The sequence below is a fragment of the Streptomyces sp. NPDC044003 genome (assembly GCF_056435185.1).
This window is the reverse complement of the sequence record NZ_JBWKFA010000012.1, coordinates 150,223-173,337: the sequence shown is the minus strand read 5'-3', so window position 1 is coordinate 173,337 and position 23,115 is coordinate 150,223. Positions and strand designations below refer to the sequence as shown.

The 23,115-nt window shown below is 68.7% G+C and carries 24 protein-coding genes, 1 tRNA gene and 1 pseudogene; 13 read left to right on the top strand and 13 right to left on the bottom strand.

Annotated elements, in window-relative coordinates; genetic code table 11:
- Positions 1 to 36 precede the first annotated feature (36 nt).
- A complete protein-coding gene (locus AC07AW_RS34985; protein WP_478819509.1) occupies positions 37 to 213 on the top strand; it encodes a hypothetical protein in 177 nt (58 codons plus the stop codon).
- 12 nt (positions 214 to 225) lie between these two features.
- Here the strand turns inward: AC07AW_RS34985 and AC07AW_RS34980 are convergent, their stop codons facing one another.
- Together AC07AW_RS34980 and AC07AW_RS34975 are read right to left on the bottom strand one after the other, a co-directional pair.
- Complete coding sequence (locus AC07AW_RS34980; RefSeq protein WP_478819508.1) at positions 226 to 738, bottom strand: hypothetical protein; 513 nt, start codon at positions 736 to 738, stop codon at positions 226 to 228.
- 335 nt (positions 739 to 1,073) lie between these two features.
- Positions 1,074 to 1,631: a hypothetical protein gene (locus tag AC07AW_RS34975; RefSeq protein ID WP_478819507.1), complete on the bottom strand. Its 558-nt coding sequence runs from the start codon at positions 1,629 to 1,631 to the stop codon at positions 1,074 to 1,076.
- Positions 1,632 to 1,718: 87 nt separating this feature from the next.
- Here AC07AW_RS34975 and AC07AW_RS34970 point away from each other — a divergent pair, with 87 nt between their 5' ends.
- From AC07AW_RS34970 to istB, 3 genes are all read left to right on the top strand, one after another.
- Entirely contained in the window at positions 1,719 to 3,059 is a 1,341-nt protein-coding gene (locus AC07AW_RS34970; RefSeq protein WP_478819506.1) for a GDSL-type esterase/lipase family protein, read from the top strand.
- A gap of 81 nt (positions 3,060 to 3,140) precedes the next feature.
- The gene (istA, locus tag AC07AW_RS34965; RefSeq protein ID WP_478819505.1) at positions 3,141 to 4,586 is read left to right on the top strand and encodes an IS21 family transposase; all 1,446 of its coding nucleotides are present in this window, start codon (positions 3,141 to 3,143) and stop codon (positions 4,584 to 4,586) included.
- Positions 4,583 to 5,353 (top strand): IS21-like element helper ATPase IstB, encoded by a 771-nt coding sequence (gene istB, locus AC07AW_RS34960; RefSeq protein ID WP_478819504.1) that lies wholly within the window; start codon positions 4,583 to 4,585, stop codon positions 5,351 to 5,353. The genes istA and istB overlap by 4 nt, the downstream gene beginning before the upstream one ends.
- 34 nt (positions 5,354 to 5,387) lie before the next feature.
- On the opposite strand, the gene AC07AW_RS34955 is transcribed toward istB, so the two are convergent.
- Positions 5,388 to 5,762, bottom strand: a complete 375-nt coding sequence (locus AC07AW_RS34955) for a hypothetical protein (RefSeq protein WP_478819503.1) — start codon at positions 5,760 to 5,762, stop codon at positions 5,388 to 5,390.
- A gap of 157 nt (positions 5,763 to 5,919) precedes the next feature.
- Here AC07AW_RS34955 and AC07AW_RS34950 point away from each other — a divergent pair, with 157 nt between their 5' ends.
- The 3 genes from AC07AW_RS34950 to AC07AW_RS34940 all read left to right on the top strand — a co-directional run bounded on the left by AC07AW_RS34950 (position 5,920) and on the right by AC07AW_RS34940 (position 9,457).
- Positions 5,920 to 6,426 (top strand): FG-GAP repeat domain-containing protein, encoded by a 507-nt coding sequence (locus AC07AW_RS34950; RefSeq protein ID WP_478819502.1) that lies wholly within the window; start codon positions 5,920 to 5,922, stop codon positions 6,424 to 6,426.
- A gap of 655 nt (positions 6,427 to 7,081) precedes the next feature.
- Positions 7,082 to 7,375, top strand: coding sequence for a DUF4238 domain-containing protein (locus AC07AW_RS34945; RefSeq protein ID WP_478819501.1), 294 nt, complete (start codon positions 7,082 to 7,084; stop codon positions 7,373 to 7,375).
- Positions 7,376 to 7,780: 405 nt separating this feature from the next.
- Positions 7,781 to 9,457: an ISAzo13 family transposase gene (locus AC07AW_RS34940; protein ID WP_478819500.1), complete on the top strand. Its 1,677-nt coding sequence runs from the start codon at positions 7,781 to 7,783 to the stop codon at positions 9,455 to 9,457.
- 18 nt (positions 9,458 to 9,475) lie between these two features.
- Here AC07AW_RS34940 and AC07AW_RS34935 read toward each other — a convergent pair whose 3' ends face one another.
- The 3 genes from AC07AW_RS34935 to AC07AW_RS34925 are packed head-to-tail and all read right to left on the bottom strand — an operon-like array spanning position 9,476 to position 11,128.
- Complete coding sequence (locus tag AC07AW_RS34935) at positions 9,476 to 10,351, bottom strand: helix-turn-helix domain-containing protein (protein ID WP_478819499.1); 876 nt, start codon at positions 10,349 to 10,351, stop codon at positions 9,476 to 9,478.
- Between the two features lie 11 nt (positions 10,352 to 10,362).
- A complete protein-coding gene (locus AC07AW_RS34930; protein ID WP_478819498.1) occupies positions 10,363 to 10,896 on the bottom strand; it encodes a DUF6879 family protein in 534 nt (177 codons plus the stop codon).
- On the bottom strand, positions 10,868 to 11,128 hold the full coding sequence (locus AC07AW_RS34925; protein ID WP_478819497.1) for a hypothetical protein: 261 nt from the start codon (positions 11,126 to 11,128) through the stop codon (positions 10,868 to 10,870). Before AC07AW_RS34925 ends, AC07AW_RS34930 begins: the two co-directional genes overlap by 29 nt.
- Positions 11,129 to 11,580: 452 nt before the next feature.
- Between AC07AW_RS34925 and AC07AW_RS34920 the strand changes: the two genes are divergently transcribed.
- From AC07AW_RS34920 to AC07AW_RS34910, 3 genes are all read left to right on the top strand, one after another.
- Positions 11,581 to 11,997 carry a hypothetical protein gene (locus AC07AW_RS34920; protein WP_478819496.1) on the top strand — a complete coding sequence of 139 codons (417 nt, stop codon included), beginning with the start codon at positions 11,581 to 11,583 and terminating at the stop codon, positions 11,995 to 11,997.
- Positions 11,998 to 12,423: 426 nt separating this feature from the next.
- Entirely contained in the window at positions 12,424 to 12,669 is a 246-nt protein-coding gene (locus tag AC07AW_RS34915; protein WP_478819495.1) for a hypothetical protein, read from the top strand.
- Between the two features lie 33 nt (positions 12,670 to 12,702).
- Positions 12,703 to 12,912 (top strand): hypothetical protein, encoded by a 210-nt coding sequence (locus AC07AW_RS34910; RefSeq protein ID WP_478819494.1) that lies wholly within the window; start codon positions 12,703 to 12,705, stop codon positions 12,910 to 12,912.
- Here the strand turns inward: AC07AW_RS34910 and AC07AW_RS34905 are convergent.
- Both AC07AW_RS34905 and AC07AW_RS34900 read right to left on the bottom strand, forming a co-directional pair.
- Positions 12,899 to 13,279 (bottom strand): helix-turn-helix transcriptional regulator, encoded by a 381-nt coding sequence (locus tag AC07AW_RS34905; protein ID WP_478819493.1) that lies wholly within the window; start codon positions 13,277 to 13,279, stop codon positions 12,899 to 12,901. The genes AC07AW_RS34910 and AC07AW_RS34905 overlap by 14 nt on opposite strands.
- 509 nt (positions 13,280 to 13,788) lie before the next feature.
- Positions 13,789 to 13,986: a hypothetical protein gene (locus AC07AW_RS34900; protein WP_478819492.1), complete on the bottom strand. Its 198-nt coding sequence runs from the start codon at positions 13,984 to 13,986 to the stop codon at positions 13,789 to 13,791.
- A 127-nt stretch (positions 13,987 to 14,113) separates the two neighbouring features.
- Here AC07AW_RS34900 and AC07AW_RS34895 point away from each other — a divergent pair.
- Positions 14,114 to 14,287, top strand: a pseudogene (locus AC07AW_RS34895) (hypothetical protein); the annotation flags it as partial.
- A gap of 348 nt (positions 14,288 to 14,635) precedes the next feature.
- Here the strand turns inward: AC07AW_RS34895 and AC07AW_RS34890 are convergent.
- The 3 genes from AC07AW_RS34890 to AC07AW_RS34880 form a co-directional block, all read right to left on the bottom strand.
- Positions 14,636 to 15,154 (bottom strand): hypothetical protein, encoded by a 519-nt coding sequence (locus AC07AW_RS34890; protein ID WP_478819491.1) that lies wholly within the window; start codon positions 15,152 to 15,154, stop codon positions 14,636 to 14,638.
- Positions 15,155 to 15,266: 112 nt separating this feature from the next.
- Positions 15,267 to 15,416: a hypothetical protein gene (locus AC07AW_RS34885; RefSeq protein WP_478819530.1), complete on the bottom strand. Its 150-nt coding sequence runs from the start codon at positions 15,414 to 15,416 to the stop codon at positions 15,267 to 15,269.
- 116 nt (positions 15,417 to 15,532) lie between these two features.
- Positions 15,533 to 15,838 carry a hypothetical protein gene (locus AC07AW_RS34880; protein WP_478819490.1) on the bottom strand — a complete coding sequence of 102 codons (306 nt, stop codon included), beginning with the start codon at positions 15,836 to 15,838 and terminating at the stop codon, positions 15,533 to 15,535.
- 227 nt (positions 15,839 to 16,065) lie between these two features.
- Here AC07AW_RS34880 and AC07AW_RS34875 point away from each other — a divergent pair.
- Positions 16,066 to 16,139, top strand: a tRNA-Met gene (locus tag AC07AW_RS34875).
- Positions 16,140 to 16,867: 728 nt separating this feature from the next.
- Here AC07AW_RS34875 and AC07AW_RS34870 read toward each other — a convergent pair.
- Both AC07AW_RS34870 and AC07AW_RS34865 read right to left on the bottom strand, forming a co-directional pair.
- Positions 16,868 to 18,391, bottom strand: a complete 1,524-nt coding sequence (locus AC07AW_RS34870; RefSeq protein WP_478819489.1) for a hypothetical protein — start codon at positions 18,389 to 18,391, stop codon at positions 16,868 to 16,870.
- A gap of 250 nt (positions 18,392 to 18,641) precedes the next feature.
- Positions 18,642 to 19,880, bottom strand: a complete 1,239-nt coding sequence (locus AC07AW_RS34865) for a PP2C family protein-serine/threonine phosphatase (RefSeq protein WP_478819488.1) — start codon at positions 19,878 to 19,880, stop codon at positions 18,642 to 18,644.
- A gap of 958 nt (positions 19,881 to 20,838) precedes the next feature.
- On the opposite strand from AC07AW_RS34865, the gene AC07AW_RS34860 reads away from it, so the two are divergent.
- Positions 20,839 to 21,840 carry a DUF389 domain-containing protein gene (locus AC07AW_RS34860; protein WP_478819487.1) on the top strand — a complete coding sequence of 334 codons (1,002 nt, stop codon included), beginning with the start codon at positions 20,839 to 20,841 and terminating at the stop codon, positions 21,838 to 21,840.
- Positions 21,841 to 23,115 lie beyond the last annotated feature (1,275 nt).

The following is a 23,115-nucleotide window of genomic DNA, read 5'->3' as shown; positions in this document are numbered from 1 at the left end:
GGCGAGGCCGCGCCGACCGCGCCGGTCGTCGACCTCATGGCCGCGCTGGAGGCGTCGGTGGCCAAGGCGAAGGAATCGCGAGGCGAGACCGGCGGGCCGGCCACCGTGCACGAGATGCCGAAGCCGAAGAAGAAGGCGGCTGCGAAGAAGACCCCGGCGGCCAAGCCCGCGGCGAAGAAGACGGCCCCGGCCCGGCGTCGGAAGTCTGCCTAACCGTGGGGACGGTCAGCCACCCGTCTTGAGATCGACCTTGTGCTTCTTGAGGCACGCCATGTCGTAGGCCTTGACTGTGATCACGCCTTCGTCCGGAGGGGTCCGGTACTCCACGCTCATGCGCCAGCCTCCCTGCGAGAGCCACACCTCGGCGATGCCGATCACTCCGTCTCGGTCCTTGCGCTCGGTGCGCTGCGCCGGCTGCTGCCACGCCCGCTCGCGCAGCTCACCCACCAGCTTCTCGAAGCGGGCAAGGTCGACTGCGGCCTCGTCTGTACCGAAGCCCTTGAAGTACACGCCGCACGACAGGGGCGAACTTGCCGGAGCACGGTCCTCGCCGTACTCCGGGGCGTTTGCCGGGACGCCCGCGCCCGCGACGGAGGCGTCCAGGTCTGCCCGCACGATGCTCTTCGTCAGCGGCCCAGTGCCCTGAGGCCGCGGTGATGCCGGCGGTTTCGCCTCCCCCGCCCCACCGTCGCCCGAGCCACAGCCCCCAGCGGTGATCATGATGGCCGCCACCGTCACGGCGGCCCACTTCGTCCCTCGCACAGTCATCCCCTCCCAGGTCACAGGGCCAGAAGCCCGGTGATCACGGCAGGAGTGTGTCATGGGACTGCGGGCCTGGAGATTCCCAGGCTGCCCCACGGGGCGCACGTCTCGTGCATCTCCAGCTCGGGGAACTGCTCAAACGCCAGCCGCACCTCGTCCTTGCTGAGGAGGCTGGGCATGTTCTTGGCGTCCGGGCAGTGTCGACGGTCAGCGTTTTCCCCATCGGTGACCGCTCTCGCGTCAGGTAATTCCCCACCTGGCTGGTCACGCTTCCCCAAGGGGACGCTGATCTCGCGGCACCCTGAGAGTTGTCAGCTGAGCGTGCGGGGCCCACGTGCGACGAGCGGGCGGTTGTCGTCCTCGGGCAGGACGGCGATGAAGCGCCAGGCGCCGTCGTCGACTCGGGCGAGGCCGATGCTCGTGGTGGTGTTGAAGGCCTCGATGGCGGCCTCGGCCCCCTCGGTCAGCGAGGCGAGGCCTGCGTAGTGTCTGGCCAGCTGAGAGGCGGGACCGCGGAGCCACAGGTCCACTTTCGTCCCCTTGTGCAAGGCGGCGAGGAGGTCGTCACGGATCTGTCCCGGGTCGGCGTCCTGGAGCCGGTTGTGAAGTCGCTCTTGCGCGCACGGCGTCGTCGGAGCCGCTTCGGCTTGCTGGCGGCAGTCCGGACATGCCTGCGGTTCTGCTGGTTCGAAGAGATGCATATAGCGGGTGACCTGGTGCTCTGGAATGCCGCAAAGCGTCCCGCTCTCAGCCATCGCGTGGTCGGTGCCAGGGGCGCCGGTCAGCTCGCCGGCACCGAAGGTGGCGGTCTCCCGTGCGGTCGCGAAGGACCAGCCGTCATCAGCGTCATGAGTCACGCGGGGGAGCATGTCACAGCCATCTGCCCTGGTCAGCCCTGTTTTATAGCGAGGACGTTTGGGGACGCGTACCCCGACTGGACGAACCAGACCTTCCGTATGGTCGTCAGTCCGCACACGAGCGGTGCCACGGCCCGCCTGAGGTTCGCCAACACCTTCTCCCCCGACCCCCTGAAGCTCGGGCACGTCACCGTGGCCACACAAGCCACCGGGGGAAGCGCCACGCAGACTCCGGTCACCCTGACCTTCCGGGGCAGCCAGCAGGCGACCATTCCCGCGGGTGGCGAACTTGTCAGCGATCCGGTTCCCTTCCCTGTCACCGCTGGGAATAACCTGCTGGTCAGCTACCACCTGCCGGGACCCGTGAAGATGTTCTCCTACCACGGGTTGGCCAGAGCCACCTCATACACCACCGCCTGGCAAGGCGGTGACCGCACGGCCGACGTGGGCGAGACTTCCTTCACAAAGAAGGACCTCGGTTTCTGGGGACTGCTCAGCGGTATCGACGTCGCCACCAGCGACAATCCGGGAACCATCGTCGCCCTCGGCGATTCCCAGACCGACGCCGCCCACAGCACCGTGGACGCCAACCGCCGCTGGCCCGACTTCTACGCGGCCTTCCTCAAAGAGAAGGCCGACGGCAGCGGTGTCCTCAACGCAGGCATCAGCTCCAACCGGCTCGTCACAGATTCCGCGGACTTCCCGCACAGAGGGCCCAGTGCACTGAACCGTCTCGACCGTGACGTCTTCGCCCAACCCAACGTCCGCGAGATCATCCTCTACGAGGGCGTCAACGACATCGTCCACGAGGGATCCTCGGCTGCCGCGGTCACAGACGGCATCAAGAAGATCGCCGCCCGGGCACACGCACGCGGAATCCGCGTCACGGTCGCGACCATCCCAGGGTTCTCCGGCTACACCGCCTACCCGGACCTGTTCGCGTCCTCCAACTTCCGTATCCACGAAGCCGTCCGCCAGTCGGTGAACGCCTACATCCGCACCACGGCGGACATCGACGCCTACGTCGACTTCGACCTCGCCACCCGGGACACGGACGACCCCTATGCCCTCCGAAGCACCTACGCGATCACCGAGAAGGAAGAGGACACCGACAGACTGCATTTCAACGACGCCGGCACGGAACTCCTCGCGCGCACTCTGGCCGACCGCGCCAACGGCGTACCGCTGCCCATGGGGGAAACCGTATCGGCCGACTTCAACGGCGACTCGATCTCCGACATCCTCGCCCGGCACGACCCTTCGGGCGCGCTGCAGATGCGCCTCGGCCTCGGTGACGGCACCTTCGCCGCCCCCACGCATGTGACTTCCGGCTGGCAGAACTTCTCCCAAACCGTCGCCGGGGACTTCGCCGGCAACGACGGCAAGGCAGACATCCTGGCCCGTTACGACGGCCCAACCGGTGTGTCGGCGTACACGTGAACGTCCCCACCCGCGTACGGATGAAAACGGACAGTTGTTGATGCGTTGAGACCTGCTGCTCGGCACTCTGCTGCTTGGTCGGTGAGAGGCGGCGGGAGGCGGTCGACGGTGGTTTTGGATCCGCATCGTTGGTTGGAATTGCGGCGCTTCCGGAGTCTGTTGGAGTCCGGGGCGATCAGCTTGTCGGAGGTGGCCCGGGAGACCGGGCTGGACCGGAAGACGGTCCGCAAGTATGTGTCGGCACCGGGTCCGGCGACCCCGCCGCGCCGGTCGCCGAACGGGCGGTCCCGGGCCAGGGTGATCGACGAGTTCGCGCCGCTGGTCGACTCGATGCTGCGGGCGGAGATCCTGATGAAGGCCGCGGTGATCCACGAGCGGCTGGTGGCAGAGTACGGGTTTACCGGCAACTACCAGCGCGTCAAGCTCTACGTCCAGGAAGCCCGGCCTCGCGTCGCCGAGGAACTCGGCATTACGCCGAAGGAACTTGCTGGCATGCACCGCCGGTTCGAGGTCATCCCCGGCGCCCAGGCTCAGGTGGACTGGGGGGACGAGGGCAAGATCCTCGCCCACATGGGCATCCCGAAGGTCTACTCCTTCCACATGACGCTGTCGTACTCGCGCGACCCGTTCTGCTGCTTCACCACCAGCCAGGACCTCCAGACGTTCTTCGACTGCCACCGCCGGGCCTTCGCGCACTTCGGCGGCGTCCCGATGACGATCGTCTACGACCGCACGAAGACTGTCGTCCGCCGCCACGTCGCTCCGGGCGAGGCCGTCCCGCTGCACCCGGAAGCGGTCGGGTTCGCCGGCCACTACGACTTCGACATCGACGTCCTGGCCGCCTACCGGCCCACCGGCAAGGGACGCGTCGAACGGCAGGTCCTCATCGTCCGCGACCACGTCCTGTCCGGCCGGTCCTTCTCCTCCGTCGAGGAGATGGACGCCGCCTTCACTACCTGGGTGCCGCAGCGACGGGCCCAGGCCCACAGGACTCACCAGCAGATCATCGGCGAGCGGGCGGCCCGCGACCACATGGCCCTCAAACCGTTGCCGGAGACTCCATATCTGGTGGCCGAACGGCATCTGCGGCCGGTCGGCAAGGACTGCCTGGTCGCCTTCGGCGGCAACCTCTACTCGGTGCCCGCCCGCAGGGTCCGCCCTCGGCAGCTGGTGGAGATCCGGGCCACGAAGTCGCAGATCATGCTGCATTCCACCGTCGCCGGCTCCAGCGGCGAGACACTTCTGGCCACCCACCCTCGGGCGATCGGCCGCGGGGCCCGCGTCGTCGAAGAGGCCCACTGGGACGGTCTGCCCACCGGCAAGGGCCGCCGGACCACCACCGGCGATGTCCTGCCACAACCCCGTCGTGAACGCCCTCGGGGCGAGGAGACAGGGCCGCTGCAGGCTCTGCTGAACCGGGCCGCGGCCACCCATATCGAGGTCGGCCGCAGGCCCCTGTCGGTCTATGACGAGCTGACCGGCACCCGCCCCTTCACCACCCACCCGAGCACGAGGGAAACGTCTTGAGCGAGCTGGTCTCCACCCGCATCCGCAACACGGCCGGCAAGCTCGGCCTGCCCCACCTCGCAGAAACCATCAGGGAATACACCCGCCGGGCCGACGAGGGGAAGATGGGCTACCTCGACTTCCTCGACCTGGTCCTGTCCGAGGAACTGGCCGTCCGCGACGACCGCCGCTTCCGCCAGGGCCTGCGACTCTCGAAGCTGCCGCACCACAAGACGCTCGACGAGTACGACTTCTCCTTCCAGCCCGACCTCGACCCACGCAAGGTCAAGGACCTCGCCACCCTCTCGTTCGTCGAGAGCAAGGCGAACGCCGCCCTGCTCGGGCCACCCGGGGTCGGCAAGACGCACATCGCCGTCGCCCTGGCGGTCGCGGCCTGCCGGGCCGGCTACTCGATCTACTTCACCAGCCTCGACGACATGGTCCGCAGCCTCAAGGCCGCCGAGGCCGCAGGGCGTCTGACGAACAAGCTCGGCACCTACCTGCGGCCCGGCGTCCTCGTGGTCGACGAGGTCGGCTATCAGCCCCTCGAACGAGCGGAAGCGAACCTGGTCTTCCAGGTCATCTCCAAGCGCTACGAGAAGGGCTCGATCATCCTGACCTCGAACAAGACCTTCAGCGAATGGGGCCAGGTCTTCGGCGACGAGGTCCTCGCCACCGCCATCCTCGACCGCCTCCTCCACCACTGCGAAGTGGTCTCCATCAACGGTCCCAGCTACCGGCTGAAGAACCGCCTCAAGGCCATCGAGCGGGACAACGACGTGGCCTGACGACCCACGTCGTTTCCGACTGCCGAGCACTTGATCAGTTGTTGATCACCTGCTGAAAGATCTCGGAGAACTCGCCGTTCCCGATCAGTCCGGCAATCACGTCGGTCATGTTGTCGATGCCGGGATCCCTGACGATCAGGCCGTCCGAGACCCAGAAATACCGACCCCCGAGGGCCTCGTCGGTCCCTGCCCAGAGTTTCATCAGGCGCTCGACTTCCGCGACGGTGAACACGGTCGCAGTCCAACGAGATCCATCCTTAAGAGTCACAAAGACATCGACGTTGCAGACCTCGTCCAAGTCCTCGCCGTCGCTGGGCAGGAACGACGCCTGGAAGTCCGCCATGCGGACCCGATACCAGGGCTCGTCCCACCCTCGCTCGATCGGTTCAGACGATGTGCTGTGGCTCATCGCGCGAGTGTCCCTGGTCGGGGCATCGATCTCAACAGAGATCCTCTGCCGCACTGCGGCTGCCCGCGGTCAGAACTGGGGACGTTCGTCCGTACGCAACTGGGGAGAAAAGTCCGTACGCCGACACGGTGGGACAAACCCGCCCAGAGGCACCCTCATGATCTGGGTCAACCGAGGCAACGGCACCTTCGACACCCCGACACCGGTCACGCAGGGATGGGAGTTCACCCAGACCACCGCCGCCGACTTCGACGGCAACCACACCACCGACCTCATCGCCCGCGACGCCGACGGCAACCTGAAGATCTGGTCCGGCCTCGGCACCGGCAAGTTCCAGGGGCCCTGGCAGCTCACCGCCGGCTGGAACTTCACCCAGACCACCGCGGCCGACTTCAACGGCGACCAAGCGGCCGACATCATCGCCCGTGACCCCGCCACCAACCGCCTCAAAATCTGGACGCACAACGCGGGCGGCTACTTCAACACCCCAACCAATGTCACCGGCGGCTGGATCTTCGGCCAGACCACCGCAGTCACCGACCTCGACGGCGACGGCAAAGCAGACCTCATCGCCAGGGACGACACCACCGGCACCCTGAAGTCCTGGTCCGGGCAAGGCAACACCACCTTCGCCGCCCCCCGCAAAGCGATCGAAGGCTGGTAGCCCAGGCCCCACAACGCTCCCCCGTCTCCCACGTGAAGCAGCAGTTACAGCGAACCTTGACCCCAAGACGCCGCAGGTACCGAGTTTCGCGGGACTGTCAATCTCGTTCGGCTCTGTCCCGTAGTCGGTGGTGATGCTGCGCGGCAGAGGGCCTCGTTGACATCACACGGTGGATGTCAACGAGATTGTCAGCATGGTGTTCTCGGGACTGTCACCGCTGGTCGTCGAGTACGCGGCGGACAGCGGTCACGCGGTGGTGGTCACGACCCACACCCGGACGACGCGGTGCCGTGTCCGGGTGTGCGGGACGGCGACGGCGACGGCGACGAAAGTGCACGGGTACCACGGCCGGACGCTGAAGGACATGTCCAAGGACTGGATGCGGCCGCGGTCGGGAACGTGCCCGGTCCGTAGGTGTCGGAGATCTGCTTGTAGTCCGCCGGGAGCGGCATGCCGAGTGGTGCGGCTGGGGACGGCACGACGTCAGGCAAGCTGGGTCGCGCGTCTTGCGCCCTGCCTCGCAGTGGCTGTCCGGCCAGCGTGTTTTCGTGTCTACCTGTCATGGGGTGGCAGAGCCTCACGAGCAATGGCAACGGCTATTTTCTCCGTGAATCCCTGATGCTTGACCAACTGCTCTGTCAGCGTTTGGCGAGTCATGTCTCGGATTGCGTCTTCGGTCGGCAGCTGGGCGGCGAAGTGGCATCTGGAGGTGTTGACCTCGGAGAGCAGGCAGTTCCTGATCGGCGACAATCCCGGGGTGTCCGTGCGTACGGACACGACGCCCTTTTCGCACAACATGGCTTTCGGAGACGCGCACTCCATCGTCCTGCCCATCGGTCCCAGGCACCTGCTGGCCTTGGGACCGAAGGACCTGCTGGGCAGCATCCCCAGAGCCGTCATCGACAAGCTAAGCACCGTACAGATCCTCACTGCCGACCGCTATGTCTAAATGCACCCTCAAAGCGGGCTGGAGGCGTTCGCCAGGGCCAAGGCGAGACAGCGGCACGCAGACCACGTGAACCGCTGAGTGTCGGCCACCTTCTACGATCGCGAAGTTGCGGTGGAACGTCTCGCTCAGCTGGCCGCGACGGATGACTCCCCCGAAGCGCTGTTCTGCGGACGACGATGAGGCGTGTGTCTTCAGTTGCCACTACGCCCCGCGGGCGGGGAGCAGCGGGGCCGGAGATACCGGTGAACAGCTGATGCCCGAGAACGTCCCGGTTGACCATGATCACCACGGACCGGATCATCCCACCCCCGAGCGATCACCCCTCAACCACAATCACGCACCAGCTCGTTAGGGCTCGCAGAGAATCAACCTGTTGCTTCCCGCGGTTCGGCTCGTTGGTGTGGTATGCGCATATCTGGCGATGTCCGTGGTCAACTCGCGTTGAAGTTCCAGGTGTTGTTCCCGCACCTCGACGAGCGGCAGCGCCGTCTGCTGATGGGGGCCGAGGCCAGGGTCCTGGGCCACGGCGGGATCCGGGCGGTCGCCCAGGCGGCCGAGGCCAGCGTCCGCAAAGGCGTGGACGAGTTGGAGGCGGGGGCGGAACCGCTGGGCCGGGTCCGCCGTCCCGGTGGCGGGCGCAAGCGGGCGGTCGAGGCAGATCCAGGACTGCGCCCCGCGCTGTTGGCCCTGGTCGAACCGGATACCCGCGGGGATCCGATGTCGCCGCTGCGATGGACAACGAAGTCCACCCGCAGACTCGCCGACGAACTCACCAGGCAGGGCCACCGCATCTCGGCGGATACCGTCGCTGACCTGCTACGAGAGGAGGGGTTCAGTCTCCAGGCAAACGCCAAGACTGTCGAGGGATCTCAGCATCCCGACCGCGATGCCCAGTTTTGCTACATCAACGACCAGGCCAAGGAGCATATGGGCGCCGGCGACCCGGTGATCAGTGTCGATACCAAGAAGAAGGAGCTGGTCGGCCAGTACAAGAACGGAGGCCACGAGTGGCATCCGAAAGGACTGCCAGCCCAGGTCAGGACCCATGACTTCCTTGACCGGCAGGGACCGGGCAAGGCGATCCCATACGGGATCTACGACGTCGCCGCGAACACCGGCTGGGTCAGCGTCGGCACCGATCACGACACGGCCGCGTTTGCCGTTGCCTCGATCCGCCGCTGGTGGCAGGCCCGTGGCAGTCACGACTACCCTCAGGCCGACCGGCTGCTGGTCACCGCGGACGCGGGCGGCTCCAACGGATACCGCACCCGCGCCTGGAAGACCGAACTCGCCGCCCTGGCCGCCGAGACCGGCCTGGAGATCACGGTCTGCCACATGCCTCCGGGCACCTCGAAGTGGAACAAGATCGAGCACCGGCTGTTCTCACACATCTCGATGAACTGGCGAGGCAGGCCCTTGACCAGCCACGACGTCATCCTGAACAGCATCAAGGCAACCACCACCCACACCGGGCTGACAGTCCACGCGGAACTCGACCCGGGCACCTACGACACCGGCATCAAGGTCACCGACACAGACATCGACGCCCTGCCCATGCACCGCCACCGCTTCCACGGCGACTGGAACTACACCTTCCATCCCCGACACCGCGACACAGCCGGCGCGGCCGAAGACCCGCGGCCAGCCAAAGGCCTGCCCACACAGTCCTGCGCTGGCGATCTGCGCAATCCAGAACTGACCGGCATGACCGAACCGGCGCTGGACGGACTCATCGAGCAGCTGTCCCCGAGACTCGATGAGCTACGTGAACACGGGCGGTGCCAGCAACGAGGAGGAGACCGCATCCGGGCTCGCGGCGCCGGCGCCAAGGACAAACTGACCACCGCCGACAGAGTCCTGGCCACCGTGCTCTACCTGCGCAAACTCGGCACCCGAGACCTGATCGCCCAACTCTTCGGAGTCAACGCCAGCACTATCACCAGGGCCGTTCACCAAGTCCAGCCCCTCCTGGCCGAGCACGGCCACACCGTCCCACCCTCGACAGCCAGGTTCCGCACACCCTCCGACGTCACCGCGTTCATCACCAACAACAGCCCCATGGAGATCAAGTCAGCATGTTGATTCTCTGCGAGCCCTTATTCACGCCACATCGGGGGTCTGCGCGCTGGGCAGCGCCTCGATCGCCTCGACGACCAGGGCGCGGGCGGCCGCGCCGTACACGGCCATGCTGCGCAGCTCCTCGAACGCCGTCTCGTAGAGGGCGACCTCGCTGGGCTGGGTGATGTTCACCTCGGCGGAGAGCAGCTCGACGGAGGCGAGGGTGTCGTCGTAGATGTGGAAGACCTCCTGTGGCCACAGTCTTCGGGCTGTGGTGCGCATGGGGATGATGCCGAGGGAGACGGCGGGCAGGGCGCTGGCGGTGAGGAGGTGGCCGAGCTGGGCGGCCATGTCGTCGCTGCTGCCGAGCTGGTAGCGGAGCGCGCTCTCCTCGATGACGAAGACGAAGCGGCGGCCGGCCTGGTGGATGATCTGAGACCGTTCGGCGCGGGCGGCGGCGGCATCGACGGAGTCGTCCGGAATACCGAGCAGCCTGGCGTTGCCGGCAAGGAGCGCTCGGGTGTAGCCCTCGGTCTGGAGCAGGCCGGGGACGAGGGTGGGCGAGTAGACCCTGAAGAGCCGGGTTGCGTGGAAGAGCTGTAGGTAGCTGGTCTGGAGCGTGCGCAGGCCGGTGCGGGCTTTCTTGCGCCACTCCTGGTACATGGTCTCGGCGTCGCGGGAAAGCGCGACGAGGTCGGCGGCCTGGCCGTCGGCGGTGCAGGTCCGGCACCAGGCGACGATGTCGACGGCGGACGGCGGGGTCTTCGCGTTCTCGATCCGGCTGGCTTTGGAGTGGCTCCACCCGCAGGCCGTCGCGAGCTGGACGAGCGTCAGCCCCGCGTCCTGGCGTAGCTCGCGCAGTTGGCGCGCGACGCCCTCGCGGGCGGTCTGCGCCGAGGACGACGGGGAGACGGGCATGGCAGCTCCTGCTAGCGGATCTTGTACTGGTCGTGCGGAATGGCACGGTCCCACAGTGCCTCGACCGCGTCGGCGTATGCCTTCACGAGATCAGGCTCGGTGTGCAGCTCCATGGCTGGGTTGGCCCATTCTCCGGAACCGGTGAAGTGGTTGGCGAGCAGCTGCTCGCCGTCGAAGACCCAGCCGTCCACGACGGGGAGGAGGAGGGCGAGGGCCTGGTGGCGTGGCAGCCACCGCACCTCTTCGCCGGCGGTCACGTTCACCGCGGTGCCGGCGTGCTCGTACCGGATGTAGTCGCTGGCGGGCTCGGACACGACCCGAACTCGCCGCATGGTGACGCCGTGGGCGGTTGCCGCCCGCACCATCTCGACCCACGGCGACCAGTACGCGGAGGCCGGGTCGACGTCGCGCTCGCCGGTCTCGCGCCAACGCCGGTAGTCGTCTGCCTCGTCCGGAACCGCGTACCCGTCCCGGAGCTCGAGGTGGATCGCCGATCGGCGGGCGCCGGCGAGCAGCTCATCGAACCGCGGCTCGCTCTGCGGCATTGCAGGCCTCCCTCAGGATCGGGATCAGGCGGGCGGGGATCCGGATCACCGTTTCCCCAATGGGGATGGTCTTGTTGTGGCCGGGCGCGTTCTTCTCGACGCACTCGGCGCGGGTCGCCTCGTCGGCGATGTAGCTCTGGGCGATGATGTCGCCGCTCTCCTCGTCAACCCAGGCGGTCGGGCTGCCAGTCTGGCCGGACTCCGGGTCCACGCCGATGAACTGTAGAGCCATGGTTCGCCTCCCTCGTAGGGGTGTGCATTGATGTGCACCAAACTGTCCCGGCCTCAACTCCCGGTCAAGGGCGCGAACATGACAGCACGCCAGGTCGGATGAATCTGTGCACAGCCGTGCACATCGCTGGTGCGTGCGTACAGCCGCTCCCTACCCTCGTACCGTCCTCGCTGACCGGCCGACGGGAGCCACAGCATGATGACGATCAGCGTCTACCGGGTGGGACCGGACAGGACGAGGTGCCCGGTCTCGCACGAGCAGGTCACACGCCCCACCGAAGTGCCGGCCACCACCGCCGTCGCGCCGTGTCGGTGCCCCCGGCATCGCCAGGGGTGGTGCGACTTCCACAAGGGGCCGTCGAGCACCGACGCCCAGGTCGACGAGCACCGCCGCGCCTGCGCCCCGTGCCGCAATCAGCGCGGCCTTACCCCGCATGCTGAGCGGGGGCAGCGGTGACGAGGAGCAGGAGGTGGACGATCCCGCCCTACGCGGACCTCACCTGGGAGCAGCACGCCGGACGGAACTGCGTGTACTGCGACCAGCCGCTTCAGCACGGGGCCCGCGAGGTCGGCCGGGTCAGGCGCGACTACGGCCTCCCACTCAGGGACGTGCCGATCTACGCGGGGCCCTGCTGTCTGGGCGGTTGCGCTGCGTGTGGCAGCGCGTTCGGCCTCGCCCTCGTCGCAGGCGGTGAACGGCGCGGCTCCAACGTGCATGCCTGTCCGGAGCACGCCCAGGAGGTGGCCGCGCCGTGCGGCGACCTCGTCCACGACACGACCTCCGCCCTGATCGAGCACTGCGCGACCGAGCGGCCAAGGGTGTTCGTCGGCCGACCCGGCATGCCGCCCCTCACCCCCGGTGCGCCGTGAGGGAGTGGCAGCGGCAGACGCTCTACTGCCTGATCGTCCTCGGCATCCTCGCGACCCTCGCCATCGGCATCACCCACTGACTTCCCGTCCCGCACAGGGCGGGTCCACGCACCATCGGCAATCCACCACCCAGGAGGAACCCGTGGCCTGCTCGTCCAACCCCACACCGTGCTCGTCCAGCCCCGAGCCCGGCAACCCGCCCGGCGCCCGAGCCCTGCTGAGCGACGCGGCGTTCAACGGCGTGATGTACACCGTCCTCGACAACAACCCCGGCATGGACGCCTCCATGGCCTCCCGGATCGTCGTCGAGGCCCTCAAGTTCGTGCACGCCGCGTCCCTCTTCCCGAAGGTCCGCATCTCCCCCACCAGCGAGGTGGACGAGGGCTGGCACGCCCTCATCCTCCACACGCACCTGTATGCGACCCTGTGCAACCGCCTCGGCCGCTTCTCCACCACTACCCCGAGCGGGCCGACGCCGCTCGCCACGACCCGGACGTCCTCACCCGCACCATGGCCCTCATCGAGCAGGCCGGCTACACCCCCGACACCGAACTCTGGACGGGGCGGCAGAAGGAACTGGTCGGGGTGGCCCGGCATACCCCGATGCCCGGCGGATGCGGCCCGATCAACCCCGGTAACTGCGCCACCCACGGCGGTGGCGGCGACGACTAGGCTCGGCAACCAGTCGACGTAAGGAGAGCCGCCATGGAAGCGCGCGACGTCTCGTCTCTGCACGCCTCGATGCGCCGGTACGGGATCCCGGGGATCCTCGCACCTGTGGACCCGCAGAACCGCGCCGGTGCCTGGCGAGTAGTCGACCCCGTCGACCAGCGGGACATCACTGACGACGTCCGCGCCCGCGTGGCCGCCGCCGACCGTCAACAGCCCACCCGGGGCTTCATCATCGCGGGCTAGCTACCCGAACCGCCCCTGCCGGCGCCCGTCCCCCTGACGCCGGCCGGGGCAACCACACCAAATCCACGAAGGGAATACCCACTGCTCGTGCGATCTGGAGCAGCAGCCCGAGGCTCGGGTCGGACACGCCGTAATCGATGCGGTGGATCGTCTTGTGGTCGACGCCGCAGCAGTCTGCGAGGGCAAGCTGGGAAAGGCCCGCCTGCTCACGCACGGCACGGACTTGCGGTGGCCCCGCGCAAGCGGGGGTGTCCCGTTCGGGCCGATCCTGTCGGAGATGATGCGAGAGTGGTCCCCGCGCGATCGGAAAGAGTGATCGTGGTCGCCCCCTGGCGGAACTCGAGCCTCCGGATGGTCCGCGGAGCATGATGCGCGGGGTCGAGGAGTTCCCGCATCCGCCAGTACGCGGCCGACCGGACGCTGGTGAACCCCCACTCCCCGTCCCTGGTGCGCTGCTTGGTCTTCGCGGCGCCCGAGTAGGCGAGGACGGGCACGCCGAGCTCGCGCAGCCGGTCCACGACGCCTCCGCCGACGCCGATGGAGTCGACCACGGGCACCACGCCAGCCGTCTCTTCCTCGCCGGTGACGGCGGCCTGGACGCGGGCGGTGTCCTCGTCGCAGGCGCCGACCTCGCGGCCGCCCCTGCGATGCCGGGGCTGCCCTGGTCTACGAGCTCGTACCCACCCACGTCGTCGCCGAGTCTCTGGCTCCGACCGACCGAAGTTCTCTTCGCTTTCCTGGCTGCCCTCCACAGACGCCGCCGAACAGCAACGCTGGCACTGACTGGATCCCGTCACTGAGTCTCTCTGGTGGACCGGTACGGCCGTCGAGCATGCGGGGGGGCTGGATCGGAGGACGACGGCAAAGGTGGTGGCGTCACTTCAGGAGTGAAGCGAGCGAGCTGGTGACGGCGGCGGCGAGTGTGAGGACGGCGGTGAAGGTGAGCGCGGCGCGGGTGAGGGCGGCGGGGTAGGTGGCGCCGTCGAGGCGGGCAAGCTTGCCCGCGCCGGCGGCGGCGAGCAGCGCGATCACGAGGACGAGCGTGGTGGCGGAGATGATCAGGGCGAGGGTCACGGTGGGCTCCCGGGAGTCGTGTAAAGGGCGCTGACGTGACCAAAGGTCGTGGAATCGGTGTTCGCCGTGGTTCGCGTCGGCCGAAGATGAACACTGGCGAACACCGCACGCATGGGGGGGCGAGCAGATGGACAGGGAGAAGCGGCAGGGCGGGGATGCGGCTCTCGTCAAGCTGCGTAAGAGACTTGCTGTGGGGCTGGCGACGCGTCGGTGGACCAAGACGCAGCTCGCCAGCCGGGCAGGGCTGGGACGTACGACGGTATCGGAGGCGTTCAAGGACGGAAGCCTGGTTCCGTCGCAGCAGACCGTGGCGGCCCTGGCAGCTGCCCTGCGCCTGCCAGTGGAAGAGCTACTGGAGTTACGCCAATGCGCCGCAGCCACGACGGCCGAGTCCGGAGCAGCCTCCCAAGAACGGCGAAACCCACAGGCAGACGCCGCCCAAGAGCTGGGGCGCCCTATCAGAGAGTGGGATCCGCACGCTCTGGAGGTCCACCCGGCCGGACCCCTGACAAAGGCTGCCAGCAGCCCGGACGGACTCGGAATACGGGTACTCCCCCAGTACGTGCGCCGGGAACACGACCGTGTACTTGAAGAGGTGGTGGAGGACGCGGCAGCAGGCCACAGCCATCTCGTGGTCCTGGTGGGCTCGTCATCGACAGGCAAGACCCGGACCTGCTGGGAAGCCGTGCAACCCCTCGCTGCGAGGGGCTGGCGGCTGTGGCACCCCTTTGCCCCCAGCAGGGCCGAAGCCGCGCTGGACGAACTGCACCGGGTGGGGCCGCGCACGGTGGTATGGCTGAACGAAGCCCAGCACTACCTCGGCAACCAGGAGAACGGCGAACGGATCGCCGCAGCCCTGCACCAGCTGCTCATCACACCTGAACGCGGACCCGTCCTCATTCTCGGCACGCTGTGGCCTGAATACGTCCACCAGTACAGAACCCTGCCCGACCCAGACAAGCCGGACCCACACAGCCGATCCCGTGAACTCCTCACCAGCCGCACGCTGTCTGTCCCCGAGGCCTTCGACACCCTCGCCCTGACCACCGCAGCAGAACTCGCCAAAAACGGCGACGTCCTCCTGGCCGACGCCCTCACCCGCGCCGGTGCGAACGGACGCGTGACCCAGGACCTGGCAGGAGCTCCCGAACTCCTCAACCAGCTCCACGACGCCACCCCACCAGCACGGGCACTACTGGAAGCCGCCATGGACGCACGCCGCCTCGGCATGGGCCTCCACCTACCCCAGACGTTTCTGACCACCGCTGCCGTCGACTACCTCACCACCACCCGTGGATGTCCAGCAGCAGTCCGTCCAGCGGGCCGCCGACCAGTTCGGCGTAGGTCCGGTGCGGAAGGGGGCCGGGGTTGGGGTCGTCGTGATCGTGGCCGTAGACGCGGCCATTCAGCAGCTGCTCGTCTCCGTTCATACGACCAGCCTTCCAGCCACCACCGACAACGCGGTCCAAGCGGCCGGCCCCGGCTGTGAGAGTCTTGCTCTTTCCACGGCTACTTCATGGGGAAGACACCTCATGCAGTTAAGCCGTCACGTCGTGGGGTGTTCGCCGCCCCATCGCACCCGCAGAACCTCGGCCCAGTCGCCGGCTTCTGGACCTGGATCCTTCAGCTGTGGCACCGGGCCCGGAGCAGTCTCGATCAAGTGCACGAGCGTCCAGGCGACGCCGTAGCAGTCGTCAGGGCCGAAGCAGGTGGCCAGGGCAGCGGCCTCTTCGGACGTGACGGGGCGGGAGATCGCCACCAGCTGGCGGTCACGCCGGTCGATCTCTTCCTCGCTCGCGTCCCAGTCGGGAAGCGGTCCGTCGGCAACGAACGTCTGCACCTCAGGCCTCATGACCGAATGATCGTCTCCCCTGCCGCCCCTGAACAAGCTGCCCCGTCCCGTCCGAGACCGGAGCAGGCTGCGGAGGGCGCGGCGTGCGCCAGGCCGCCGCGCCCATCCCTGACAACACAGCCCACACTTGACGCTGCAGCGCCCGCATCGTCCGATTTACGCGAGTCCTGATGACAGCGGCCTGGTCTTGGGTGGTGCCATGGGTGGCGTACTGTTGCGGCTACCGACGCGGGGTGGAGCAGCTCGGTAGCTCGCTGGGCTCATAACCCAGAGGTCGCAGGTTCAAATCCTGTCCCCGCTACTGAAGCAGCATGAGGCCCGGCTCCTATGGATCCGGGCCTCATGCGTGCTGCTACTGGCGAGCGCATTGCGCCGCATTCCAGGACCCGGCCGCTGAGCGGCTGCGCGGGCGGCGTCAGATCGCCCATGCCCTCACCTGGTACCGGGGGCCGATCCGCCGTGGGGTACGGACCAACCAGTTGGAGGGGTCAGGCGTCGAGGCGAGCAGAAGTTGTGCCCGAACACTTCCTCATGGTCAGAGCCACGCCAGCACGTTTCTCGAGCACCTTCTGCCGACAGTGTCGTGGCTAGACGGCACCCGTCAGCGTGCGCGCTCCTATGTCAAGGGCGGGCGTCGTCTGGGAGCTTCGCTGGCCCAGCATCTGATCGCCGAGCGCCGGCGCGCTTCACCACCGGCCGGTGACCGCCCGCACTCCGCCCCCGCCCGGGCCGGATCATGGGTGTGCAGTCCGCCTTGTGGTGAGCTGGGCGACGGCGAACAAAAGCGAATCGATCTTCTTGGAGGGTCCTGGCCGTGGGCCGCAGCCCTCTGACCGGACCGGTTGAAGTCAGGGGGTGTCGCCTTCCCACTCCCACCGTCGGGGGTCGCCCGAGCGGGCGGCGTACAGGGAGCGGCCGCCGGGGCCGAAGTGGCCGTTGGGGGAGATGAGAGCGGCGCCTCGGCGATTCCTTCGGGGCCCAGTCGGTGATGTCGAGAGGAGCCCGTAGCGGGCAGCAGGTCAGTTCGGCCTAGGTGTGGCCTAGGGCTGCGACAGGGCCTCCCGGACGGCGTCGATGCCGAGGGCCAGGTCCGCGTGGAAGCTCTGGTGGAGGTCGAAGTCCCGGGTCATGTCGACGTAGTAGCCGTCCGGCAGGGTCGACTCGGCACGCGAGAGGTCGCTGTTCAGTCCGTCGAGCTGGTGGATCATCCGGTGGGGTGTCGCTCAGGGACTGCGTGAGGGCCTCGGCGAGCGGGCCGCCGGACTGAGGGGAGGTGTCCGCACCGGGCCGGTGCGACGCGCGCAGCGCCGCCCGCACCGCCGCGCGCCGGAACTGGGCCAGGGCGAGGGACGCTTCGATCCCGTCGTAGGAGACCTCGTTCGTCCAGGGGTCGTCAAGGGCGAGGCCCGACGCCAGGAAGCCGACGCGGCGCGGGACGTCGAGGTCCTTCACCGCGTCGAACATCGGTGCGGCGAGCGCGGCGTCCTGCGCCAGTGCGACCGCAAACGCCCGGGCGTCCTCTCTCCGGAACTCGTCCCTGGTGGCCTGTGTCCCTGACCTCTCGGCCTCTCGCCGGAACCGCTCCACCTGAAGGGCGAGGACCGCTCCGAGCCGTACAGCCGCCAGTTCGGCCGCGGGAAACCCGCCGAGCGCCGCCTCGCGGCCCTGTGTGTCGCACCGGGCGAGGCCGGCCGCGTACGCCCGTACCCCGGACGCCGCAGGGTCGGCGAACGAGTGGAGCACGGGTGCGCCGAAGGGCGGCACGGGGAGCGAGGGGCCGAGGTTCCACAGCGGCGGTACGGGGGCGCGGCGAGCGGTGGCCCCGTCCGTATCAGTGGAGCTGCTCACCTCGTCCAGCCCGGCCCGCAGGTCGAGTACGGGATCCAGCGCGGCGGCCAGCTCGCCCAGCAGTTTCGCGAACCTGACGTCTGCCTCCGCGGACCCCTCGGCCGCCCCGGACCCCTCGGCCTCCGCGGACTCCACGGCCTCCCCCGGCGCCTCGGCACCTCTGGTCTGCCGTGCCCCCGTCTGCGCTCCGAGCAGCTTGCCGACGTGGCGCAGGGTGCGGTGCACCTTCGGCATCGACAGGCCCAGCTCGTACCCGATCGCTCCCGGCGCACAGCCGGCCAGCCGAAAGGCCGTGACGTTGAGTTGGCGCTCGTTCAACTCCCTCAGCGGGGCGAGCGCCACCACCATCCGGGCCTGCACCAGGGCGTCGGTGCTGCCCTTCCCCAGGAGGGCGGGCACCGTCCCGTGCGCAGGGCGGAGCGCCCCGCAGCCGCCGCCGACGGTCATCCGGCACGTCCAGGCCCGCAGCGCCTGCGCGGTGACCACGGGGGTCCTGGTGTCCTTCGCGGCCCCGGCCGCGTTCGCGCCCAGCAAGTCCATCCACCGCCGGGCCACCGTCATCGAGTCCTGGGCGAGTCGCGCCGCCTCCACCAGGTCCGCGCCCCGCAGCAGTGACAGGGCGACGAGCGGCCCCGCATGCGCCCGGTAGTAGTCCCCGAACCCGAACCCGCTGACGGACGCCGTATCCGCCGGATCTGTCGCCATTGAGCCAACCCCCTTGCGCTCATGGTCACTTGTGATTTCCGTCGGAGTTCAAGGTATTGGCTCGACGCGCGGGGACGGACTGCCTCCCCCTGGAGCGAGGGCGGGGCAGTCGCGTGGGCGATGCAGGGCGCAGCGAGACCCGGGTCGGCTTCGCCTCGCTTCCACGTCTGTTTTCAGGCGTTTGCCCCCAAAATTCCTTCGCAGCCCCCGCTGGCCGTGGTCGCAGCGGCCTGCCGGGGCGCGGACCGGGTCAGAGGCGGACGGTGACGAGGGCGATGTCGTCGCGGGCGCCGCCGGCGACACCGAGCCGTGTGAGGAGTGCGTCGGCCAGGCGCTCGGGGCCGAGGGCGGTCAGGTCGGCGAGGGCGGTGGTGAGCCGGTCCAGGCCGGTGTCGATGTCCTCGTCGCGGCGTTCGATCAGGCCGTCGGTGTAGAGGACGAGGGTGTCGCCCGGGCGGTAGGCGGTGCCGGCCTGCGGGCGGGGAACGTGCTCCGGGCGGGCCCCGAGCGGCGGGTCGGTGGCCTGGTCCAGCAGATCGAACGTGCCGTCGGCGTGCAGCAGCACCGGAGGTGGGTGCCCGGCGCTGGAGTACACGAGCAGCCGAGTCCGGCTGTCCACGAGCACGGTGACCGCGGTCGCGGCCAGCGCCCCTTCGACGGAGCGCGCGTACATGCCCAGCACCTCCAGCGCGGCGGCCGGGCCGGCGACCGCGCGGCAGGCGGCGGACAGGGCGCTGCGGAGCATGCCCATGACGGTGGCGGCCTCCAGGCCGTGGCCGACGACGTCGCCGACGGCGACGGTGAACCGGCCGTCGGGGAGGTCGACGGCGTCGTACCAGTCACCGCACACGTTCAGCGAGCCGACCGCGGGCAGGTAGCGCACCGCGACGTCGGTGTGCCGGGCCAGGTCCGGGGAGCGAAGCATCGCCTCCTGCAGGGTGACGGCGACCTCCCGCTCCCGGGCGTGGGCTGACCGCAGTTCCTCGTTGAGGCGTTGCAGCTCACGGGCCCTGGCGTACAGCTCGGCTTCCATGCCCTCCTCGCGTGCTGTCATCCGCCCGTCCTCGCCCCGGAAACGGCGGGACTGCACGAACGCGGTCACGTCCTCCACCCGGTGGATGATCCACGCCACCCGCCCGTCTGGTCCCGCGACGGGCGTATTCACCGGGGACCACCAGCGTTCCTCGAACGCTCCCGGCTGTTCGGCCACTGGAATGTCGTACTTCTGCACCGCCATGGTGTCGGTCTCACCCGTGGCCAGCACCCGGCCCAGCGACGCGCCAAGGTTCCTCACCCCGTCCGCGCCCGGATCGGCAGGATTGTCGGGGAACGCATCGAACAGATGCTGCCCGACCAGGTCCTCCCGGCTGCGGCCGGTCGCCCGCAGATACGCCTCGTTGACCGCCACGATCACCAGGTCCGGCGCCAGCACCAGATACGGACTCGGCGTCGCCGCGAACAACGCCCTGTAGTCGATCTCCGGCCTCACCAGCTGTCGGCTCCTCGTCCCAGGCCCCATGCCTGCCCTGCCGTCAACCTACGCACCCCCAGGGGCATACGCCCGCCAGCACACCCAGCCGACGCACCCGAGCGAGGGACGCAAGAGACGCTACGCCCCGCCGATTACCGGGCCCGCCGACCGCCAGGTCGGCAGGCCCGGTAATCGATGACGGTCAGCCGAGTCTCACGGCAGCTGCCGCAGCGGGGCGACCTCGGAGACGCTGCTCCGCGCGGCGCACCGGACGCGGCAGCCCGGCGCGGCAGCGAGGCCGCACCGCGCCAGACACCCCCCGCCACCATGGACCTCCTGGCCGTCATCGACGAGCTCGCCCGCGACACACGCTCCCCCGTACGCCGCAACCTGCTCATGCTGGGGCCCGTGCCGCAGAGTTCACCGGCAGGCTCACCGAGACGCCGACGCTCCCCCGCACCTCGCCAGTACTTCCACGACCGGGCACCCCACGACCCTGACCGAGGAAGACCGCGCCGGCCTGAAAGAGGTCCTGACGCGCTGCGTGGATCAACACCTCCCGCACCTCCCTCACCACCACGTCGGCGAAGACGTTGACCGAGGTGGCCCTGACCGGCTCATCCCTGGACTGACAGAAAAACGTTCGGCCCTGACCTACTGAAAGAAACCCGGCGGGACGTAATCTGCCCCGCTGGGCCCCTGAGCCTGCCCGCCGCGGCCAGCCACGCACCCGCCCTCGACCCAACAACACCACCTATTGGACCGACAGCCGACGATCCGCCGCCTTCCACCACGGACGGCCGCCCCGCGTCCGCCAGCGCCGCCTTCTGGCACGGCCGCACCGCGCTCCCCCTGCGGTCCACGGACACGGTGCCACAGCAGCCGCAACAGCTCTCACTGCGGTCTGTGCTCCCTCCGAGGGACAGCCGCGGGTGGCACATGTATCCATTGCTCGGCAGGGCGCGACACTCGACGGATGCTCAGCAGCCTCCGCGACCGCGCGCTCCCCGATAACCAGCGAAGGACACTGGAGGAGTTGGAGGAGGATCTAGACCTGTCGGCCGGGGACACCCGCGCGAAGCAGTCGGCGTTCTGGTCCATGCTGTTCCTGTCGGCTGTCATCGCGGCCGGCGGAGTGCTGACGGATTCGACGGCCACGGTGATCGGCGCGATGATCATCGCGCCGCTGTCCACGCCGATCATGGGAATCGCCCTCGGCGCTGTGCAACGCCGGCGGTCGACGGCGGCTCTGTTCGTCGTCGCCGGTGGGCTGCTGGTCGTGGCGCTCGGAGCCTTGTTCTCACTGCTGCTGCCCGCCTCCTACGACCTGCTGTCAAACAGCCAGATCTCCAGTCGTACCTCGCCCGGCCTGATGGACCTGGTGGCCGCGCTTGCCACCGGTTTCGCAGGCGCTCTGGCGCTCTCCCGCCGGGACGTCGCGGCGGTCCTGCCCGGAGTGGCGATCGCCATCTCGCTGGTACCGCCGCTGGTGGTGACCGGTGTCTGCCTCGGGCAGGCCGCGTGGTGGCTGGCTCTGGGATCGTCTGTCCTGTTCGTGTCGAACCTGCTGGCCCTCGTGTTCGCCGGCATGGTGGTGTTCGGCGGCCTGGGCTACGCGACGGCCGACCACCGAAAGGAGACGGGCGGCGTACGCAGGACCTACCTGGCGCTCGGCCTGCTGTTCGGTGCGGTGGGCCTACTGCTGGCGGCGAACACCGCGGCCACCGTTCTCGTGCAGCTGTGGACCACGCGCGCCGCGAACAGCGCCACGCAGTGGCTGGCAGCATCGCCCGGCGCGTCCGTCGTCAACGTCAGTGCGCAGTCACGGACCCTCTACATCCAGGTCCGCACGCCGGGGAACCTGCCCCCGGTCGAGACGCTCCTCGCCGACCTCCAGGGACAGATCCCCGACGGAGTGCCCGTCGTGGTCGTCACCAACGAAGGCCGCCAGGTTCAGGCCGGACGTGTCGGAGGCTGACCGCTGTCCGGCGGAACACGTTCTGCCGGGTGCGCGGCACGCGGCCATGCGAAGCCGAGCGGGGCGTGCCCGCGATCGTTGAGACGTGCCGGCCGGGATACCCCGATCCGCTTCCTGAGCCTGGGTGGAGAAGGCGCGCGGGAGGGGACGATGCGGCGACCGTGGCCGGCTCTTCAACACGCACAACCCCCCGCCTCCCCTGGCTGCCTGGGGTGTCGACCTCTACGGCCGATAGACCAGCCAATTCTGTGATGGATCCAGACAGGAGCGCTTTCTCCGCAAAGGATTCGATCACGCATTCGGTAGATCTTGGTGTCGCGACCTGCCCCGAGGGGCCGGCGCATGACCACATCTGACCGCACGCCCTTGGGGGATCCATCAACACCGCTATACGACCTCGCCGTTTACGCACGACCCTGATATCCGCGCTGGCGACGATCACCCTGCTGCCGCTCGCCTCAACCGCCATTGCCGCGACAGCCGCCGAATCCGTTCCTGGCCAGGCCCGCACCTACGTGGTGCCGGCAGGCTCCCCGCTCCCCTCCCTGTTCGACCTTCGCACAGGCGCCGAACGACAGCTGGCAGCAGCTGAGACGACAGCGGAACCGACGACTCCGCTCGAGGTGGTCGGCCCCGCCGCCGCTTACGGCACGAAGACCACCATCCCCGCCGTGACTCCCCGCACGTCTCCCGCCCCGGCCTCCCGGTCTCTGGCTGCCCCGGCGGCTGTGTCGTACCCGGAGCCGGCCCGGACGATGTCGCTGGCCGAGTGCAAGGCGAACATGGGTGGCACCGCGAAGCTATGCGTGCGACGAGGAACTCCACAAGATCGTCCATGTGGCCATCCTTGCGGGTGAGGTGCTTCAGCGGTCAAGCCGCCGGGGAAGAACGGCGCGCGGATGCGCACCGGCGGGCGCGCGGCGCGATGAGTTGCGCACGATGAACCGCACTCCCCCACCGAGTGGTGCGCACCGTGAATCGGGAGCGCCGTCCGGTCGCGGACCGGGATCAGCGCCGAGCACCGGCGGGTGGGGGCCCGTGAACGTCTCCACCCACAATGACTCAGCCCTCAACACTCCACCCATGCATGGCCAATGCCCGCTTCGCAGCCTTCTGCGAAACGCTTTGGCCGTGTTTCGAAAGCGGCTCGGGTGACGGGCCCAGGCAAAGGCGGCCCGGGCTGTGAAGAGATCACTGGTGGCGCGCAGGATCGCATCTCAGTGGCCTCGTCGAATCCGAGGCAGAGGATGCATCTTCCGAACGGATCGGCAGGGC